Source organism: Sinosporangium siamense (assembly GCF_016863435.1).
In the GTDB taxonomy this organism is placed as follows: domain Bacteria; phylum Actinomycetota; class Actinomycetes; order Streptosporangiales; family Streptosporangiaceae; genus Sinosporangium; species Sinosporangium siamense.
Genome location: NZ_BOOW01000020.1, coordinates 279035 through 297627 on the forward strand (window position 1 = coordinate 279035; position 18593 = coordinate 297627).

The following is an 18593-nucleotide window of genomic DNA, read 5'->3' on the forward strand; positions in this document are numbered from 1 at the left end:
CGGTTACTCAGGGAAATTCGGCTCCGATGGGGATGCTGGACGTCACTGTTCCCCCAAGAGTCGGGATCGATCGGGCTCAGTCGTACCCTCTACTGGATGCTGCCCGGTCGAGTGGCGGGCGGCGCCGGCGACCGCGCGCTTGAATCAGAGGATCAATGACGATGCCCGAGTTCGACTACACCGACCTGCTTCCCACTGGGCCCGACGAGACCGAATATCGCCTGGTCACCTCGGAGGGGGTGCGGATCGTCGAGGCGGCGGGCCGCAGGTTCCTGGAGGTCGACCCCGAAGCCTTGCGGCTGCTGACCGAGACCGCAATTCACGACATTTCCCACTTCCTGCGCTCATCGCATCTCGCTCAGCTTCGCAAGATCATTGACGACCCGGAGGCGAGCGGCAACGACCGCTTCGTCGCGCTCGACCTCCTGAAGAACGCCTCCATCTCCGCCGGCGGCGTGCTGCCCATGTGCCAGGACACCGGCACCGCGATCGTGATGGGCAAGCGCGGGCGGCACGTGCTGACCGACGGCAGGGACGCCGAGCACATCTCGCAGGGCGTCTACGACGCCTACACCCGGCTCAACCTGCGCTACTCGCAGATGGCGCCGCTGACCATGTGGGAGGAGAAGAACACCGGCAACAACCTGCCGGCTCAGATCGAGCTTTACGCCGAGGACCCCCAGGGGCACGCGGACGAATACAAGCTGCTCTTCATGGCCAAGGGCGGCGGCAGCGCCAACAAGTCCTTCCTCTACCAGGAGACCAAGGCGGTGCTCAACGAGAAGCGGCTGCTGGCGTTCCTGGAGGAGAAGATCCGCTCCCTCGGCACCGCCGCCTGCCCGCCCTATCACCTCGCCGTCGTCGTGGGCGGCACCAGCGCGGAGTTCGCCCTTAAGACGGCGAAATACGCCTCGGCCCGCTACCTGGACGAGCTCCCCACCGAAGGGTCGCCCAACGGGCACGGCTTCCGTGACGTCGAGTTCGAGGCCAAGGTGTTCGAGCTGACGCAGAAGCTTGGCATCGGGGCGCAGTTCGGCGGCAAATACTTCTGCCACGACGTTCGGGTCATCCGGCTGCCCCGGCACGGCGCGTCCTGCCCGGTGGCCATCGCGGTCTCCTGCAGCGCCGACCGGCAGGCCCTCGCCAAGATCACGCCGGAAGGGGTGTTCCTTGAGAGGCTGGAGACCGACCCGGCGCAGTTCCTGCCCGAGACCACCGACGAACACCTGTCGGACGACGTCCTCAACGTCGACCTCAACCGGCCCATGAGCGAGATCCTTGCCGAGCTCACGAAATATCCGGTCAAGACCCGCCTCAGCCTCACCGGCCCCCTCGTCGTCGCCCGCGACATCGCCCACGCCAAGATCGCCGAACTCCTGGACGAGGGCGGCGACCTGCCCGGCTACCTGCGCGACCACGCCGTTTACTACGCCGGCCCCGCCAAGACCCCCGAAGGCTACGCCTCCGGCTCCTTCGGGCCCACCACGGCGGGACGCATGGACTCCTACGTCGAGAGGTTCCAGGCGGCGGGCGGTTCCCTCGTCATGCTGGCCAAGGGCAACCGCAGCCGCCAGGTGACCGAGGCGTGTGAGAAGTTCGGCGGGTTCTACCTGGGCTCCATCGGCGGCCCGGCCGCCCGGCTCGCGCAGGACTGCATCAAGAAGGTCGAGGTCCTCGAATATCAGGAACTGGGGATGGAAGCCGTCTGGAAGATCGAAGTCGAGGACTTCCCCGCCTTCATCGTCGTCGACGACAAGGGCAACGACTTCTTCACCGACACGACCGGCCCCGCCCTGACCATCGGCCGCCGCCGGTCGTAGCAGACCTTGCTCCTGCGATCTTCGCCTCTCCACTCAGCCGGCTTCACATGCCGCCCGCTCGCCGGCTGGGTGGCGTCGCGGGTGCTGGTAGCGGTCGTGGTGGCGTTGGCGTGGCCCGGGGAGCCGGTCTTAGGCAGCCGGTCTTACGACCGCCGGTCCTAGACGGCCCGTTCCAGACAGCCCACCCTAGGCTGCCGCTCGCGGACAGCCGGTCGTAGCACACTCACTTTGGCCCGAGCCTCCTTAGAGGTCTCGGGCCGCCCCATTTTGGGGCGTTGATCAGCCCTGGTCCGGACGCGACGCGATCCGCACCCGCCCGGCGGTCCCCTGTCCTCTCCCAGAGCGCCCCCGCGTACGGCAGAAGCCAAGGAAAACAGCAACTGCCAGGGAAGACAGTCGGCACCAGGAGATGCACACCTGGGCCTCCCGTGTCGTTCACCCGTGGTGATGGCGGCGCGGGAGGCCCCGGAGACCAAACTGACACCTGCCATCATGCAGCAGTTGCGAACTACTCGCAATTACCCCCCAGGTAGATCTCTGACCACTCGTTGATGGTCCTAGGACGCAAGGCTGATGCACCTGCAAACTGGTTGCAATAGGGTCGGAAGCGATCAACGAGGAGGTTGACCCATGGGTACCTACGCACTCCCTGACATGCCCTACGACTACGCGGCCCTGGAGCCCGCCATCACCGGGGAGATCCTGGAGCTCCACCACGCCAAGCACCACGCCGCCTACGTGAAGGGGGCCAACGACACGCTGGACCGGCTGGCCGAGGCCCGGGACAAGCAGGATTTCGGTGGCCTGGTCGGACTGGAGAAGACGTTCGCCTTCAACCTGTCGGGGCACGTCCTGCATTCGATCTTCTGGGAGAACCTCTCCCCAGACGGCGGAGACCGCCCCGACGGGGAGTTGCGGGCGGCCATTGACGATCACTTCGGCGGCTTCGAGGCTTTCCAGAGGCAACTGAGCACCGCCACAGCGAGTGTCCAGGGCTCCGGCTGGGGGATCCTGGCGTGGGAACCGCTCGGCCGTAGGCTTATCGTTGAGCAGGTCTACGACCACCACGGCAACGTCGGCATGAACACGACGCCATTGCTCGTGTTCGACGCCTGGGAGCACGCCTACTACCTGCAATACCGCAACGTGCGCCCGGACTACGTCGAGAAGCTGTGGGGTCTCGTGAACTGGAACGACGTACAGAGGCGATTTGCTGACGCCACCAGTCAACCCCGCTGACCGAAGAACTCGACAAATTATCGGCCCTGTCTCTACAGGTCGCATTACGCAAATCGGTAAGCTGCCACCCATGCGTGCGCCCTCCGGATATCTTCTCGCCGCGCGCTACCGGCTTATCGAGCCGGTCGGCCGCGGCGGCATGGGCACCGTGTGGCGGGCACGCGATGAGCGTCTCGACCGCGATGTCGCTGTCAAGGAAGTGCGGCTGCCCGCCGTTCTCGACGAGGAGCTCCGCGCCGAGCTCTGTGCTCGGACCGAGCGTGAGGGGCGGGCGACCACCATGGTCGCCCATCCCTCGGTCATCCACGTCTACGACGTCGTGACCGAGGACGACCGGCCGTGGATCGTGATGGAGCTGCTCCAGGCACGTTCCCTTGAGCAGATGATCCGCGACGACGGCGCCCTGCCGCCGCGCCGGGTGGCGGAGATCGGGCGGCAGATCATCGGCGCGCTGCGCGCCGTGCACGCGAAAGGCATCCTGCACCGTGACGTGAAGCCCAGCAATGTGCTTGTCGTCGAGGAACGCGCGGTGCTGACCGACTTCGGGCTCGCCGCACTGGAAGGTGACACTTCCATTACTCAGGCGGGCATCGTTATTGGGTCCGCGGGTTATATCGCTCCAGAGCGGGTGCTCGGCGCCAAAGCAAGCCCCGCCGGCGACCTGTGGTCGCTCGGCGCGACGCTCTACACCGCCGTCGAGGGCCGGGGCCTGTCCGGGCGCCGTACGGCTGCCGCCGCACTGGCCGCCTTGACGAGTGGTGCGCCGATCCCCATGGACAAGGCCGGCCCGCTGGCTCCGGTGTTGCGCGCTCTGCTGCGGATCGATCCGGAGACCCGGGTCGACGGGGCCCGCGCCTCGCTGATGCTGGCGCGTGTGGCGGCGGGCGGGTCGGCGGAGGAGCCGCTGGCGCAGGCCGCGCGCAAGTCGGTGCGCACGTCGACCGCGATCTCCGTACCCTCGTTCACGCGCCGCCCCGCCCATCGGGGGCTGCACCGGGCGGACGCCAAGCCGCAGGCGGGCAGACCGGCGCCCACGGCTCCGGCCACTCCACCCCCGCCACCGGCGGCGGAGCGGTCGGCGGCGGGGATTCCCCGTGGACACCGCCGGCCGAGTGAGGGCGTTCACCGCAAACCGGATCCTCGGCCCGCTGCCCGACCTTTCATCCGTTTTTTGGCACCCGTGATCCAGACGCTGCTCCCTCGCAGCCTTTGGCCGCGTGAACTTCGCAAGCGCGGGTAAAGCAAAAAGCAAGGTCAATCGCTATCGTTTTACTATGCCGGAATCGCGCATGCTCGCTGGCCGCTACGAGCTGATCGCGCCAATCGGCCGAGGAACGATGGGAACGGTGTGGCGTGCCCACGATCATTCGCTCGGGCGTGAGGTCGCCATCAAAGAGATCCGCCAAGATCCCGGTCTCAACGAAGACCAACGGGACGAACTCCGGGAGCGCATGATCCGCGAGGGTCGCAGCGCCGCCCGGGTGACCCACCCGTCGGTCGCCACGGTGTATGACGCGATCGTCGAACTCAGCAGCCCCTGGATCATCATGGAGCTGGTCGAGGGCCGCTCCCTGGAGCACATCATCGACGAGGAGGGGCCGCTGCCGCCGCGACTGGTGGCCGAGATCGGCTCCGACCTGCTCAGCGCGCTGCGCGCCGCCCACGCGCAGGGCATCCTGCACCGCGACGTCAAACCCGGCAACGTGCTACTCACCCGGACCGGGCGCGTCGTCCTCACCGACTTCGGCATCGCCAAGGCCGAGGGGGACAGCAATCTCACCAAAACCGGCATGGTGATCGGCTCCCCCGGCTACACCGCGCCGGAACGCGCCAGAGGTGACTACACCGGCCCCGAATCGGACCTGTGGTCCCTCGGCGCGACGTTGTACTTCGCCGTCGAGGGCCGCCCCGCCTACGAGCGCGCCACCGTCGCCGCCACCCTCACCGCGCTGATGACCGAGGACGCCGATCCGCCCACCCAGGCCGGCCCCCTGCGCCAGGTCCTCGACGGGCTGCTGGACAAGGACCACCTCGCCCGGATCGGCCCCGGCAGGGCGGCTGCCATGCTGCGCTCGGTGGCAGACACCCCGACGAGCGAGATCCCGGTCTTCCCCGGCCCCGAGGCCGACCTGGACGACCACGACCGGGGCGGCTGGCCGCAACCACCACGCCGCGAAAGCGCGTGGCAGGAGCAGGCCCGTCACGACCAGGTACGGCACAGCGCGAGCCGGCAGCAGCACCCCGATGTGCCCGCCCAGCGGCCCGCCTCCCACCCCGGCGCACCGCAGGCGCCGGCCGCCGGCGCCCGGCGGCCCGGACATGTCCCGCCTCCCCCGGCGCCTCCCATCCCCGTGGCGGGACAACCCCCGATAGACGACGAAGGCATCGACCCGAACCGCACGGTGATGGTCGCCCGGCCCGCCAGACGTCCCCTGCCCGGCTACCCCCCTCCGTCCCGGCACCCCGAACCGCCCGAACCACCCGAGAGCCACTCCCCCAACGGCTCCGCCCCCGGCTTGTGGCACCCGGACGGCCCCGACACACACGACCACGACGGCTCCTCCGGCCATGACGGACACCTGGGCCACCTGGTCGCCCCCCTCAACCCGGGCGGCCCGCCCCGAAGGGGCCGCGTCCCCCGCGACCACCGCCCGCCCGGCGGCGGCGCGGGCTATCCGGCCGACCCGGCTGCGCCGTACGGCACCCCGGAACGGCGTGACGAGGACGGCCTGGACGCGGACCTCTTCGGCATGGGGCGCGGCGGCGCCCCGGACACCGGCGGGAAGCCGGAGGGCGGCAGGATCGGCAAGATCCTCCTGGTGGGCGTCGGCATACTCGCGCTCGCACTGATCGTCATCATGGTGGCGTCATCCCTGTGAACCTCTTTTGAGCGGCGCCGCTCACCACACTCGTGACCCGATGAAGGCCGCCGGGCCGGTGAGGGTGAGCGGCACCTGGGGTTCCCAGTCAAAAGGTCCTCACCTTAGGCACAGACACCCGTGAGCTCGGATAACCGCCGTGATGCAGAGTGGACAACATGACGGACTTCCGAATTGAACGTGACTCAATGGGTGAGGTCGAAGTCCCCGCGTCCGCCAAGTGGCGTGCCCAGACGCAACGGGCCATCGAGAACTTCCCCATCTCCGGACGTGGTCTCGAACCCGCCCATATAGCCGCGCTCGGCCTGGTCAAAGCCCTCGCCGCCGAGGTGAACGGCGAGCTCGGCGTGATCGCCCCCGACCTCGCGGAGGCCATCGCGCAGGCCGCCACCGACGTGGCCGAGAACGAACACGACGAGGAGTTCCCGCTTGACGTCTTCCAGACGGGTTCGGGCACCTCGTCCAACATGAACGCCAACGAGGTGATCGCCACGCTCGCCGAGGAGCGCCTCGGCCGGCCGGTCCACCCCAACGACCACGTCAACGCCTCCCAGTCGTCCAACGACGTCTTCCCCACGACCATCCACATCGCGGCCACGACCGAGACCGTCTACCACCTGATCCCCTCGTTCGAACACCTGGCGCACGAACTGCGGATGAAGTCCGCAGAGTTCGCCGAGGTCGTCAAAGCCGGGCGCACCCACCTCATGGACGCCACGCCCGTGACGCTGGGGCAGGAGTTCGGCGGCTACGCCACGCAGATCGACCACGCCGTGGCCAGGGTGAGGTCGGCGTTGACCCGGGTGACCGTACTCCCCCTCGGCGGCACCGCCGTCGGCACGGGCGTGAACACTCCACCCGGATTCGCCGCCGCCGTCATCGAGAAACTCCGCGAGGCCACCGGCCTGCCCTTCACCGAGGCGGCCGACCACTTCGAGGCGCAGAGCGCGCGGGACGCGATCGTCGAACTCTCAGGGCAACTCCGCGTCGCCGCCGTCTCCCTCAACAAGATCGCCAACGACCTGCGCTGGATGGGCTCCGGCCCCACCGCCGGACTCGGCGAGATCAACCTGCCCGACCTCCAGCCCGGTTCGTCGATCATGCCGGGCAAGGTCAACCCGGTCGTGCCCGAAGCCGTCGGCATGGTCGCCGCCCAGGTCATCGGCAACGACGCCACCATCGCCTTCGCCGGCGCCTCGGGCAACTTCGAGCTCAACGTCATGCTGCCGGTCATCGGGCGCAACATCCTGGAGTCCATCCGGCTGCTCGCGAACGCCTCGCGCCTGCTCGCTGACCGGTGCGTCAGCGGCATCACGGCCAACGTCGAACGTTTGCGGCAGTACGCCGAATCCTCGCCGTCCATCGTCACCCCGCTCAACCGGTACGTGGGCTACGAGGAAGCCGCGAAAATCGCGAAACAGGCGCTGGCCGAGCGGAAAACCATCCGCGACGTCGTCGTCGAACGCGGCCACATCGCCAATGGCACCCTCACCGAAGCCCAGCTCGACGAGCTCCTCGACGTCTTGGCCATGACCCGGCCTCCGAAGTAAGGACACCGTGTCGGCACAATGTCGGCGTGACAGAGCACGTGTTCCTCGAACTGCTGGCCAGGGAGGCCGGCGCTGTGGAGTTCGAGGAACCGCTGCTCGCCGCCCGCGCCGCCGGCGCCGACCCCGGCATCCTCGCCCGGCTGGAACGCGCCAAAGTCGAGGCCCTGAAAGTGCGGGCCCTGCTACGCCGCCGTGCCCGCCGCGAAGCCGAACTCTCCGCCCTTTACGACTCGGCCGGTGACCTCGCGGGACTGCGCGACCTCGACGACGTGCTTGAGGCCATCGTGCGCCGCGCCCGCCGGCTCCTCTCCACCGACACCGCCACCCTCGCACTTCGCGACCCCGAACGCGGCGACACCTACGTCCGGGTCACTGACGGCTCCGTCTCCGCCCGCTTCCGCTCACTCCGCCTGGCCATGGGCGACGGCCTCGGCGGCCTGGTCGCCCAGGCGGGCACGCCGTACGCGACACCCGACTACTTCGCCGACGGGGGCTTCCTGCACACGACCGACATCGATCGGGCCGTGCGGGAGGAGGGTCTTGTCGCGATCCTGGGCGTGCCGCTCCGGCTCGGCGGTGAGGTCATCGGCGTATTGCTCGCCGCCGACCGGGCACCCCGGCCCTTCGCACCGGAGGAGGTCGCGCTGCTCGGCTCCCTCGCCGCCCACGCCGCGGTGGCGATCGACAACGCGCGGCTGCTGGCGGAGACCCGCACGGCCCTGACCGAACTTGAGGCGGCCAACCAGCGCATACGGTCGCAGAGCGCTGCCGTTGAGCGGGCCGGGGTGGCCCACGATCGCATGGCCGCGCTGGTGCTGCGAGGTGGTGGCGTCGCGGATGTCGCGGCCGTGGTCACCCAGGTGCTCGGCGGAGGTCTCACCGTTTTCGACGGGGGCGGCGTCACCCTGCACGGCGACGAAGCGTGGAGCCCGGCGGTCGGCCAGGCCGCGCATGAGGCCCGTTCCCTTGGCCGTGCCGTACGGCACAGCGGGCTTTTGGTGGCTTCCGTGGAGGTCGACGGCGATCCGGTGTGCACGCTGGTGCTTGAGGGGGTGGATGCCGAACCGGGCTCCGGCGGGGTCGAGCCCGACGACCGCCTGCTGATCTTGGAAAGGGCGGCCCTGGTCACCGCCCTCCTGCTGTTGTCCCGGCGAAACGTGGCCGAGGCCGAGGGGCGGGTGCGCGGCGAACTGCTCGACGACTTGATCTCCCGCCCCGGCTCGGCCGGCCTGCAAGAGCGTGCCCGCCGCCTCCGGGTCGATCTGTGCGCACCACACCTGGTGATCGTCGCCCGGCACGACGGATCCCGGGAACGGGCGGCGTTCTGGGCCGCTTCGACAGCCACTGTGGCGGGAGGACTCGCTACGGCACGTGACGAAGAGGTAATCCTCCTCCTTCCCGCGCCTCAAAGGGCCACTAGAACGACGTACGGCACAAGTCCACATACAGAGGGCACCCTCACCGCAAAACGCCTAGCAGCCGATCTGAGCGCCTCCCTCGGCAAGCCGGCCACCGCAGGCGCCTCACAGATCGTCCACACCCCCACCGACGTCGCCCCGGCATATCGCGAAGCCCGCCGCTGCGCCGACGCCCTCCTGTCCCTCGGCCGCCCCGGCGACGGCGCCGCAGCCGCCGACCTCGGCTTCGTGGGACTTCTTATGGGGGAACAGCGGGACGTGGGAGGGTACATCGCCGGGCTCCTAGGGCCAGTGATCGACTACGACCGCCGCCGGGGCACGTCCTTGGTGAACACACTGTCGGCGTATTTCGCCTCCGGCGGCTCACTGACCCGAACCGCCGAAACCCTCCACATTCACGTGAACACCGTCAGCCAGCGGTTGGAACGCATCACCCACCTCCTCGGCGCCGACTGGCAGACCCCCACCCGCTCCCTGGAACTCCACGTAGCCCTACACCTCCACCACCTCGGCCCCACCGACACCCCCGACACGTGACGCCGGCCGACCCGCCCCAAAACCAATTCGACGACGAGAAATACGGCGAAGCCGAACCCACGGCGAAGCCGAACCGTGAGCTTGTCGTGCCGCTACCCGGCGGTCACCACCACCGGCAGCACGGGCCGACCTTGTTCGCACGCCCGATCCAGGCTGGCCGGCAGGCCGCCCCGCCAGCGGCCCAGCGCGTGGTCGGTGGGATCGGGTCGCGCCCCACCGGGCGGTTGGGCCTGCAAGCCCCGGCGTGTGCGGACCCCGGCGGCGTGCCGGTGGGGCCGGCAGACCGAGGAGTTCACTGCGACCCGCCAGGCGATCGGTCCGGACACGTGGGCCGCGGGCTGCAGCCCGGTGGCGATCCGGTGCCGGGCGCCGGCGCGGTGCCATCGGCGGAGCAGGGTGCGGACCGCCTGCCGGGATCCGTAGCACTCGGGCACGTCACGCCAGGGCGCTCCCACGCGCTTCCGCCACCTGATCGCGGCCGTGACCGCCTCGGACTGCGGCGCGTCCCCGCGCTGCCCGGCGGTCACCGCCACCGGCAGCATGCGCCGGCTCTGCCCGCACGCCAGGTGCGGCTGCCGCTTGGTCTGCTTGGAGGGTCGTTCTTCGCCGCCGGGAGCAGCGGCGCCAGGGCCGTCCACTGGGCATCGGCGAGGTCGAACCGCCTCGTCACCGCCAAGTTGGCCGCGTGATCTCCGGTGTTCGGGTTCTTCTTGGTCGTTGAACGCTCTGCCGGAGATCTCTTTGTTCAGGGGCCGCGACACACCGCTAAAGCTGGCCCTACGTGAGGTAGCGGTTTCTTCCCCTTCGGATCAGGTGGGCTAGGGCTCGGGCGCCGGGGAGGTGTCTGGCGAAGCGGCGGAAGGCGGTGTCGCGGGTGAAGAGGGAGCGTTGGGTGGGGTCGACCGCCGCGGTGGGGCGGACTTCGACGCGGGAGCCGCGGCCGACGAGGAGGCCGAAGCGCAGGCCGACCTCTTTGCCTTCGACGCGGAGGAGTGGGGTCCAGGCGCCGGCGCCGAGGAAGCCGTCGGCGGCGAAGCGGCGGATGGGGAGTTTGGCGATGAGCTGTCCGGGCAGCCGGCCGGGCACGCCGGGTTCGACGAGAGCGGGGGCGGAGACTTCGCGGCCGACGCCGAGGATTTGGCGGAAGGCGAGCTCGACGGGTGGGCCGCCGCTCGGCGGGACGTATGGCACGGGCACGACGACATAGACATATCCATCGCGGCGGGTGACGGAGGCGCCGAGGGACACGAGGGCGATGGATTCGGCGAAGGAGCGGGGCTCGACGCACACCCCGAACTCGCCGTCGTCGGACCAGCAGGGCACGACGAGCCGCCGCGGATAGTCGGCGAGCACGCCGAGGCACTGCAGGGGGGTCTCGGCCCGCTGCACGCGGGTGCGGGCGTGGTGGCCTCCGCCGTACATCCGCACGTGGACCTCCCACAGGCCGGCGGGCAGGGGGTTGCCGACGGCGGCGCAGCCAACGTCGAGGCGGGCCTCGCCGGTGACGCGGATGCGGATGCGGTCGCCGTCTGGGAGGTGGGTGGCGCGGCAGTCGACGGGCAGCATGTAGATCACGCCGCTGTCGACGTGGCGCACGTAGACCTCGACGCGGGAGCGGGCGACGGCTTCGGTGACGTCGGCGACGTCGGTGGTGATGATGCCGCGGTCGAGATGGACGGGCGGCTCCCAGAACACGCGGTCGCCCTCGACGCGGAACCGCTGCGGCACTCCGCCGTGGCCGATGACCTCGACGTCGAGCCGCATCACCAGGATGTCGCCCTCCCATCGCACCTCGCACAGGTCGGCGGCGAGCTGGGTGGCGCGGGAGGCGCGGGCGAGTGTGGTGATCTGGTCGAGCCGCCCGGCGCGCAGCAGGGCGGACATGGCCCGGAAGTGCACGGGCAGGTGCGCGTCGATCTGCGGCGGGAAGCGCTCGGCCACGAGGTCGCGGTAGGGCGCGTATATCGCGTATCGCTCGTGGGAGGAGGTTTCCACGCGCGGGTTGAGGAAGGCCCGCAGGACGACGGTCCGCAACCAGTGGGAGTAGATGCGGTCGCGGTGCCGGCCGGGCTCGGTGTGGGCGTCGACGATGTCGAGGAGGGTGCGCAGCTCGGCGGCGGTGTCGGCGGGCCGGGCGGCGAGTGGCACGGCGGGCTCGCCGAGATGGCAGCAGATCTGGTCGGCAAGGACCGTGATGATCTTCGCGGTGAGATAGGCGTGGACGGCGAAGGCCTGCTCGGCCACGCGCCCGCCGGATTCGTCGAACCGCAGGTGCTGGGTTTCGAGGAACTCCTTGCGGTAGAGCTTGTGCGGGGTGAGCAGCGTCAGCAGCTTGTCGCGCAGGATGTCGGCCCGCTCGCGGTTGCCGGAGAAGGCCGCCTGCGGCGGGCCCTGCTCGCGCACGAGCCGCCCCACGACGACGTCGGCGTCGGTCTCCACCGCCCGGAGGTGCAGGCGGCGCAGCGCGCCCCGGTCGAGCCGGTCGCCTTGGTCGAGGAGGTAGACATAGTCGCCCCGGGCGACGGCGAGCCCGATGTTGCGGGCCCGCATGATCGAGTCGCCGGCCGGCAGGTGCAGCACCCTGACGTTGGGCCGCCCCGCCGAGATGGTGTCGAGCCGCTCGGCGGTGCCGTCGACTGAGCCGGTGTCGGCGAAGACGACCTCGTATTCCTCCTCAGGGAGCGATTGCTCCAGCACGGAGCGAATGCACGCATCCGCCGTGTCACCGGGGTTGCGGACCGGCACGACCACGCTGACCTTCACACCCATGCCGCCAAGCGTGCGACGCGCACGCCCGCGGGGCACTCAGGCTTGCCGTATCCAGGGACAAGCGTGACCGGCGACGGGTCCCTCTTCACCCTTGTCCGGCATCTCCATGGCGCTGGATTGCCATCCCAGGAGATCCCGTTCGAGAAGAGGGCTCTCCGCCCTTAGTACCACCCCACGCGCTGGGAATGACCCCAAGCACCACACGGCGAGCCGTAACGACCCTTGATGTAGCCGAGCCCCCATTCGATCTGGGTGGCCGGGTTGACCTGCCAGTCGGCGCCGGCGCTGGCCATCTTGGTGCCGGGGAGCGACTGGGGGATGCCGTATGCACCGCTGTAGCGGTTCATCGCGCGCTCGTTCCAGTTGCTCTCTTTTTCCCAGAGTTTCTCCAGGCAGCCCCACTCGGCGGCCCAGCCGCGAGCGGCGTTCATCCTCTGGCCCAGCGCCTTGTTGCTGCCGGGGTCGGGCTTGGAGCCCGGCGGGAAGCTGAAGCCGCCGCCCTTGGGCGGCTCCTCCGGAACGTAGACGGGGCTGAGCTTGCGCTTCTGGCCGTCGCGGCCCTCTTTGAGCTCGTCGGCGCGCAGCGCCTGGGCTGCCTGCGCCTTCAGAATGTCCACCTCGGGGTCGGGCGCGAAGGGGTCGCCCTGCCCGCTGAGGCCGGCGAGCTCTTGCAGCGTCAGCGGCGTGCGGGGGGCGTTGGCGTTGTCGATCGCGGTGTTGACCACATAGACACCGCCGCCGACCAGGACGACCATCGTCGTGCCGAAGATGATCGCGCGCTTGGGCGTCAACCAGGAGGAGCCTGGCCGACGGGAGCCCCGGCGGCGACCTCGGGGGCTTGCGGGCTGCTGTGGACCTGAATTCACGACCTATGAGCTTGCCGTGAGGAGGGGGGTGGTGCGCAACCGGAACGTGGATTTCTCCTGGGGGATTAATGACCTAACTTCCTGGTTAGGTCACATTTCTTGGAGTGGTGTGATTTTCATCACATTGCCCGGCTCACCCTTCGTACCCCCGCACCGAAGGGTGAGCCCACGCCAGGATCTCGATACGAGGTGCAGGTTCCGTTCGCGCCACGTCACAGTTCTGTGACAGGTAGGGGTTTGTGGTGGAGTGGAACAATAATGACCGCGTGGCAGGCATCCTCCTGGTCGAAGACGACCCTTCCGTTCGCACGGCACTTGAACTCGCCCTGAGCAGGCAAGGCCACTCGGTGACGGCGTACGGCACCGGCGAGGAGGCCCTCGACCACGTCAGGGCGCGGCGCCCCGAGATCGCGATCCTGGACGTCATGTTGCCAGGGATCAACGGCGTGGAGGTATGCCGGAGAATCAGGAAACTCGATCAACTCCCCGTGATCCTTCTCACAGCACGCGGTGACGACCTCGACATCGTCGTCGGCCTGGAGGCCGGAGCCGACGACTACGTGGTCAAGCCCGTCGAACCACGTGTCCTCGACGCCCGGATCAGGGCGGTTCTACGCCGGGTGGAGTCGACCGCGACCGACCGCATCTCCTTCGGCGACCTCGTCATCGACCGGGGAGCGCTCAAGGTCAGCCTGGCCGGCCGCGAGATCCACCTCACCCCGACCGAGCTGCGGCTGCTGCTTGAGCTGGTGCGCCACCCCGGCCAGGTGCTCAACCGCCGCTATCTGCTGCGCGTCATCTGGGACCACACACACGCGGGCGACTCGCGGCTGGTCGACACCTGTGTGCAAAGGGTGCGCGCCAAGCTGGAGAAGGTGCCCGCCAATCCAACCTATATCCAGACCGTCCGCGGCTTCGGCTATCGGTTCAGCCCCCCGTGAACACGCTGCGGCAGCTCTTCCCCACCGGTCTGCGCGTCCGCCTCGTCATCACCTTCACGCTCGTGGCGGTGGCCGCCTCCGCATTGGTCGCGAGCATGGGATATGAGCTGGCCAAGAACGCCCTGACCAAGCGTACCGAGGACGTGGCCGTGACGAGTGTGGTCACCGTACTCGAGCGCATCACCGTGCCGCTCGGGTCGCTCTGGCCTGGCGAGCTGCCGCCGACCGCGCAGGACCTGGAGGAGCTGCGGTCCTCCCTCGGCGGATCCGGCCGGCAGGTCGTCATGGAATATGCCGACAACGTGTACGGCGCAGGCACGCTGACCATCGAGAACGTCCCCAACGAGTTACGGGCCCGGGCGGCCTGGCGGCTCGTCACGCAGCGGGTGCGGGTCGGCGACAACTTATGGTTGCTCATCGGCACACAGGTGCAGCGCACCGCACGCGACGGCGAGGTCCAGCCCACCGGTCTGAAGGTCTTCGTCTTCGTCTCCCTGGAGGAGGAGCAGCGCCTGCTCAACGAGCTGCGCAGCTCCCTCGCCACCGCCGGCGGCATCACGCTGCTCATCGCGCTCACCGGGGCGTTGTTCTCCGCGCGGCGCGTCCTGCTCCCCGTGCGGCGGCTCCGCGACGCGGCCCGCGCGCTCGGCGCGGGCCACCTCAACACCCGCCTGCCGGTGCGGGGCCGCGACGAGCTCGCCGAGCTGACCGCCACCTTCAACGAGACGGCGGCGGCGCTGGAGAAGAGCGTCACCGAGCTGCGCACACTGGAGGCCATCGCCCGCCGCTTCGTGGCCGATGTCTCCCACGAACTCCGCACCCCGCTCACCGCCATGACCGCGGTCACCGAGCTGCTGCTGGAGGAGGCCGAGCGCCTGCCCGACGCGCCGGCGGAAGCCGTACGCCTGGTGGTGCACGAGGTCGAGCGCCTGCGCGTGCTGGTCGAGCAGCTCATCGAGACCAGCAAGTTCGACTCGGGCGCCGCCACGTTGAGCCTGGAGACGGTGAACGTCGCCGAGGTCGTCTTCGATTCGCTGGAGGTCAGGGGATGGACCGACACCGTGAAGCTGGACGTGCCATCCGAGATGACCTTCAATCTGGATCCGCGGCGCTTCGACGTGATCGTGGCGAACCTCGTGGGCAACGCCCACCGGCACGGCGCGCCCCCGATCGAGTTGCATGTGCGCGAGACACCCAACGGGCTGGAGCTGAAGGTGCGCGACCACGGCGACGGCATCCCCCCTGAGGCGCTCGGGCGGGTATTCGACCGTTTCTTTAAGTCGAAGAGCGTAGGAAGCGGCCTCGGCCTCCCGATCGCCAGATCCAACGCCCAGCTCCACGGAGGAACGATCTCGGTGAGAGTCCAGAAACCCGGCACACTTTTCACAGTCTGGTTGCCGCGCACATGAGCCCCTCCCCCGCGTTCCGCCTGTCACGTGCCACCATCGGATCCGGCCTGCTCAAGCTCGTGATGCCGGCGCGGCGGAGGGAGATCAGACGGCGGGTCGCGCCGCCTGTGGCGATGTTTCTGGTGCTGGGAACGTTCCTCGGATGCGGCGTGCAGCCGACCGACCCGGTGGAGCGCGGTGTGGCGCCCGTCATCGTCGCCGAGCCGCGGCTCATCACCATCTATCTGTTACGCGGCGGCCGTCTGGTGCCGGTGCCGGTCTATGTGCAGTCGACCGCCATAGAGGATGTCATGGCCACCCTGTTCGAGGTGGGTGAGCAGCCGCCCGGGGAGAAACTGACGAGCGCGCTGGACGGGCTCACCCACCGGGAGAGCAAGCTGAGCAGATACGGCGCGTTCGTGCGCAACGACCCGGATGTGGCCTCGGGGCTCCGCCTCCACGTGTCGGTGGGCGGCGTGCGCCCGCTGACCCGCACCGCGCTGGCCCAGATCACGTGCACCGCGCGGGGCGTGCGGGACGAGATATGGGTCGTACGGATCACTCAGGTGGACAGGGGCAAATCACGGTCACTGGGGGAGCACATCTGCGGCGCGTTCCACGATCTGGCGCAACCGGGCACCGAGCTCCCCCCGTGACCGCTCCCAAGACGAGTCGAAGGACGGCGGACGACGTCAGAGGCCTGGGATCAGAGGCTGACGTCCTCCAGCATCTCGGTGACGAGGGCCGCGATGGGCGACCTTTCCGAGCGGGTCAGGGTGACATGGGCGAACAGCGGATGCCCCTTGAGCTTCTCCACCACGGCGACCACGCCGTCGTGCCGCCCCACCCGCAGGTTGTCGCGCTGGGCGACGTCGTGGGTGAGCACCACGCGCGAGTTGGCGCCGATGCGGGACAACACGGTGAGCAGCACGCCGCGCTCAAGTGACTGGGCCTCGTCCACGATCACGAAGGCGTCGTGAAGCGAGCGGCCGCGGATGTGGGTGAGCGGCAGGACCTCCAGCATGCCTCGCTCAAGGACCTCCTCGATCACCTCGGGTGTGGTGACCGCGCCGAGCGTGTCGTAGACCGCCTGCGCCCAGGGGCCCATCTTGTCGTTCTCCGAGCCCGGCAGGTAGCCGAGGTCCTGCCCGCCCACGGCGTACAACGGGCGGAAGACCACGACCTTGCGGTGCTGGCGGCGCTCCAGCACCGCTTCCAGGCCGGCGCAGAGCGCGAGTGCGGACTTGCCGGTGCCGGCCCTGCCGCCGAGGGAGACGATGCCGACCTCGGGGTCCATGAGCAGGTCCAGGGCGATGCGCTGCTCGGCAGAACGGCCGTGCAGGCCGAACACCTCGCGGTCGCCGCGCACCAGCTTCACCGACTTGTCGGGCAGCATGCGCCCGAGCGCCGAGCCCTTGGCCGACAGCAGCCGCAGGCCGGTGTGGCAGGGCAGGTCGCGGGCCTCCTCGATGTCGGCGGTGCCCTTCTCGAAGAGTGCCGCGATGTCGCCGGCGGCCACCTGGAGCTCGGCCATGCCGGTCCAGCCGGACTCCGCGACGAGTTCGGCGCGGTATTCCTCGGCGGCCAGGCCGATCGAGGCGGCCTTCACCCGCATGGGCAGGTCCTTGGACACGAGCACCACGTCGCAGCCCTCGGCCGCCAGGTGGCGGGCCACAGTCAGGATGCGGGTGTCGCTGTCGCCGAGCCTGAACCCGACGGGCAGGATCGAGGGGTCACTGTGGTTGAGCTCCACCCGGAGGGTGCCGTCGCCGACGGGCATGGGCCCGTCCAGCCTGCCGTGCCGGATACGCAGATCATCGAGGTAACGCAGCGCCTTGCGGGCGAAGTATCCGAGCTCGGGATGGTGCCGTTTGTTCTCGAGCTCGGTTATCACGACGATGGGCAGGACCACGTCGTGCTCGGCGAACCTCGTCAGCGAGGCCGGGTCGGCGAGCAGGACGGATGTGTCCAACACGTAGGTTCGCCGCTGTGGTGCGCGGCGCCGGGACGACGACTTGCGGGCGGTCGGCCGCTTGGCTACCGGCGACGACTGCTCACTTGAGGACGACGGGATGGTCGAGGACACTGCCACGCGATCTCCCCCGGGCGCCTGGTAGGGGCGCCCTGCCAGATGAGGTGGTGAGCGGACCGGACCCGCGCGCACGCCCGTGCCTGCATAAGGCGGCGCCGGATCCCGGCCCCTCTTGGCAGATCGTGGCGCAAAGGCGGGCCCTCTCCGGAGTAGCCGGTCGATGCCCGGCTACGTCCTACGGTAGGTCCTGTAAGCCCCATTCCCAAGAGGTCAAGCCTGACCGAAAGGGGGTGTTCACGTGCCGTTTCCGGCCCATTGCCGGGATAGGACGGACGTGTTTCGGGTGCGTCAGCCTTCGGGATTTCGGCTTCAGGAGCCGTACCGCCGGTGCCGCGCGCCATATGAGCGGATCGCCCGCAAAAAATCAACTCTGCGGAAGTCAGGCCAGTAGGCCTCGCAGAAGTAGAACTCAGAGTGGGCGCTCTGCCAGAGCAGGAATCCGGAGAGTCGCTGCTCCCCCGACGTGCGGATGACGAGATCCGGGTCGGGCAGGCCACGCGTATAGAGATGCTCGGCGATGTGCTCCACATCGAGGACCTCGACGAGGTCCTCGATGCTCGCGCCCCTGCTCGCATGTTCCTGGAGCAGAGAACGCACCGCATCAGCGATCTCACGTCTTCCTCCATACCCAACTGCCACGTTCACAATCAGGCCAGGACGGTGCGATGTCGCTTCTTTGGCATATTTCAGGACACGTGCGGTCTGGTCGGGCAGAAGATCAAGGGCCCCCACGGGGTTGATGTTCCAGCCGGAGTCGACGAGCTCCTGGACCACATCCTCGATGATCCGCATGAGAGGCTCAAGCTCGTCTTTGGGCCGCTCAAGGTTGTCGCTGGACAGCAGCCAGACCGTGACCACCTCGACCCCGGCCTCGCTGCACCACGCCACCAGCTCGCTGATCTTGTCGGCGCCCTTGCGGTGACCTCGGCTGACGTCCTTGATGCCCATCGAGCGCGCCCAGCGGCGATTGCCGTCGACGATCACCGCGACATGGCGAGGGATCATGGCCGGTGTGAGCTTGGCCTCCAGCCGACGCTCATACAACCGGTACACCAGCTCGCGCACGCCCAATGGAGTCCCTCCCCTCGGCGCCC

General features: G+C 69.1%; 14 protein-coding genes. 9 read left to right on the plus strand and 5 right to left on the minus strand.

The window, feature by feature from the left end:
• Nucleotides 1-161: 161 nt before the first annotated feature.
• The 6 genes from Ssi02_RS16600 to Ssi02_RS16625 all read left to right on the plus strand — a co-directional run bounded on the left by Ssi02_RS16600 (nt 162) and on the right by Ssi02_RS16625 (nt 9443).
• Complete coding sequence (locus Ssi02_RS16600; protein WP_204026424.1) at nt 162-1820, plus strand: fumarate hydratase; 1659 nt, start codon at nt 162-164, stop codon at nt 1818-1820.
• A gap of 630 nt (nt 1821-2450) precedes the next feature.
• Nucleotides 2451-3059: a superoxide dismutase gene (locus Ssi02_RS16605; RefSeq protein ID WP_204026425.1), complete on the plus strand. Its 609-nt coding sequence runs from the start codon at nt 2451-2453 to the stop codon at nt 3057-3059.
• Nucleotides 3060-3129: 70 nt separating this feature from the next.
• Nucleotides 3130-4299, plus strand: coding sequence for a serine/threonine-protein kinase (locus Ssi02_RS16610; protein ID WP_204026426.1), 1170 nt, complete (start codon nt 3130-3132; stop codon nt 4297-4299).
• A gap of 34 nt (nt 4300-4333) precedes the next feature.
• A complete protein-coding gene (locus tag Ssi02_RS39325; protein WP_204026428.1) occupies nt 4334-5938 on the plus strand; it encodes a serine/threonine-protein kinase in 1605 nt (534 codons plus the stop codon).
• Nucleotides 5939-6096: 158 nt separating this feature from the next.
• The gene (locus tag Ssi02_RS16620) at nt 6097-7488 is read left to right on the plus strand and encodes a class II fumarate hydratase (RefSeq protein ID WP_204026429.1); all 1392 of its coding nucleotides are present in this window, start codon (nt 6097-6099) and stop codon (nt 7486-7488) included.
• Between the two features lie 26 nt (nt 7489-7514).
• A complete protein-coding gene (locus Ssi02_RS16625) occupies nt 7515-9443 on the plus strand; it encodes a helix-turn-helix domain-containing protein (RefSeq protein ID WP_204026430.1) in 1929 nt (642 codons plus the stop codon).
• A gap of 92 nt (nt 9444-9535) precedes the next feature.
• Here Ssi02_RS16625 and Ssi02_RS16630 read toward each other — a convergent pair whose 3' ends face one another.
• From Ssi02_RS16630 to Ssi02_RS16640, 3 genes are all read right to left on the minus strand, one after another.
• Nucleotides 9536-10081, minus strand: a complete 546-nt coding sequence (locus tag Ssi02_RS16630; RefSeq protein WP_204026431.1) for a transposase — start codon at nt 10079-10081, stop codon at nt 9536-9538.
• 139 nt (nt 10082-10220) lie between these two features.
• Complete coding sequence (locus Ssi02_RS16635) at nt 10221-12212, minus strand: glycosyltransferase family 2 protein (protein WP_204026432.1); 1992 nt, start codon at nt 12210-12212, stop codon at nt 10221-10223.
• 161 nt (nt 12213-12373) lie between these two features.
• Nucleotides 12374-13003 carry an aggregation-promoting factor C-terminal-like domain-containing protein gene (locus Ssi02_RS16640; protein WP_373870150.1) on the minus strand — a complete coding sequence of 210 codons (630 nt, stop codon included), beginning with the start codon at nt 13001-13003 and terminating at the stop codon, nt 12374-12376.
• A 341-nt stretch (nt 13004-13344) separates the two neighbouring features.
• Here Ssi02_RS16640 and Ssi02_RS16645 point away from each other — a divergent pair, with 341 nt between their 5' ends.
• From Ssi02_RS16645 to Ssi02_RS16655, 3 genes are read left to right on the plus strand one after another with little or no spacing between them, the layout of a single operon-like run.
• The gene (locus tag Ssi02_RS16645; protein ID WP_204026433.1) at nt 13345-14019 is read left to right on the plus strand and encodes a response regulator; all 675 of its coding nucleotides are present in this window, start codon (nt 13345-13347) and stop codon (nt 14017-14019) included.
• The gene (locus Ssi02_RS16650; protein WP_239128969.1) at nt 14016-15428 is read left to right on the plus strand and encodes an ATP-binding protein; all 1413 of its coding nucleotides are present in this window, start codon (nt 14016-14018) and stop codon (nt 15426-15428) included. The genes Ssi02_RS16645 and Ssi02_RS16650 overlap by 4 nt, the downstream gene beginning before the upstream one ends.
• Nucleotides 15425-16063 (plus strand): hypothetical protein, encoded by a 639-nt coding sequence (locus Ssi02_RS16655; RefSeq protein ID WP_204026434.1) that lies wholly within the window; start codon nt 15425-15427, stop codon nt 16061-16063. Before Ssi02_RS16650 ends, Ssi02_RS16655 begins: the two co-directional genes overlap by 4 nt.
• A gap of 50 nt (nt 16064-16113) precedes the next feature.
• On the opposite strand, the gene phoH2 is transcribed toward Ssi02_RS16655, so the two are convergent.
• Together phoH2 and Ssi02_RS16665 are read right to left on the minus strand one after the other, a co-directional pair.
• A complete protein-coding gene (gene phoH2, locus Ssi02_RS16660) occupies nt 16114-17382 on the minus strand; it encodes an RNA 5'-3' helicase PhoH2 (RefSeq protein ID WP_204026656.1) in 1269 nt (422 codons plus the stop codon).
• A 426-nt stretch (nt 17383-17808) separates the two neighbouring features.
• Nucleotides 17809-18570: an isoprenyl transferase gene (locus Ssi02_RS16665; RefSeq protein ID WP_204026435.1), complete on the minus strand. Its 762-nt coding sequence runs from the start codon at nt 18568-18570 to the stop codon at nt 17809-17811.
• Nucleotides 18571-18593: the final 23 nt, after the last annotated feature.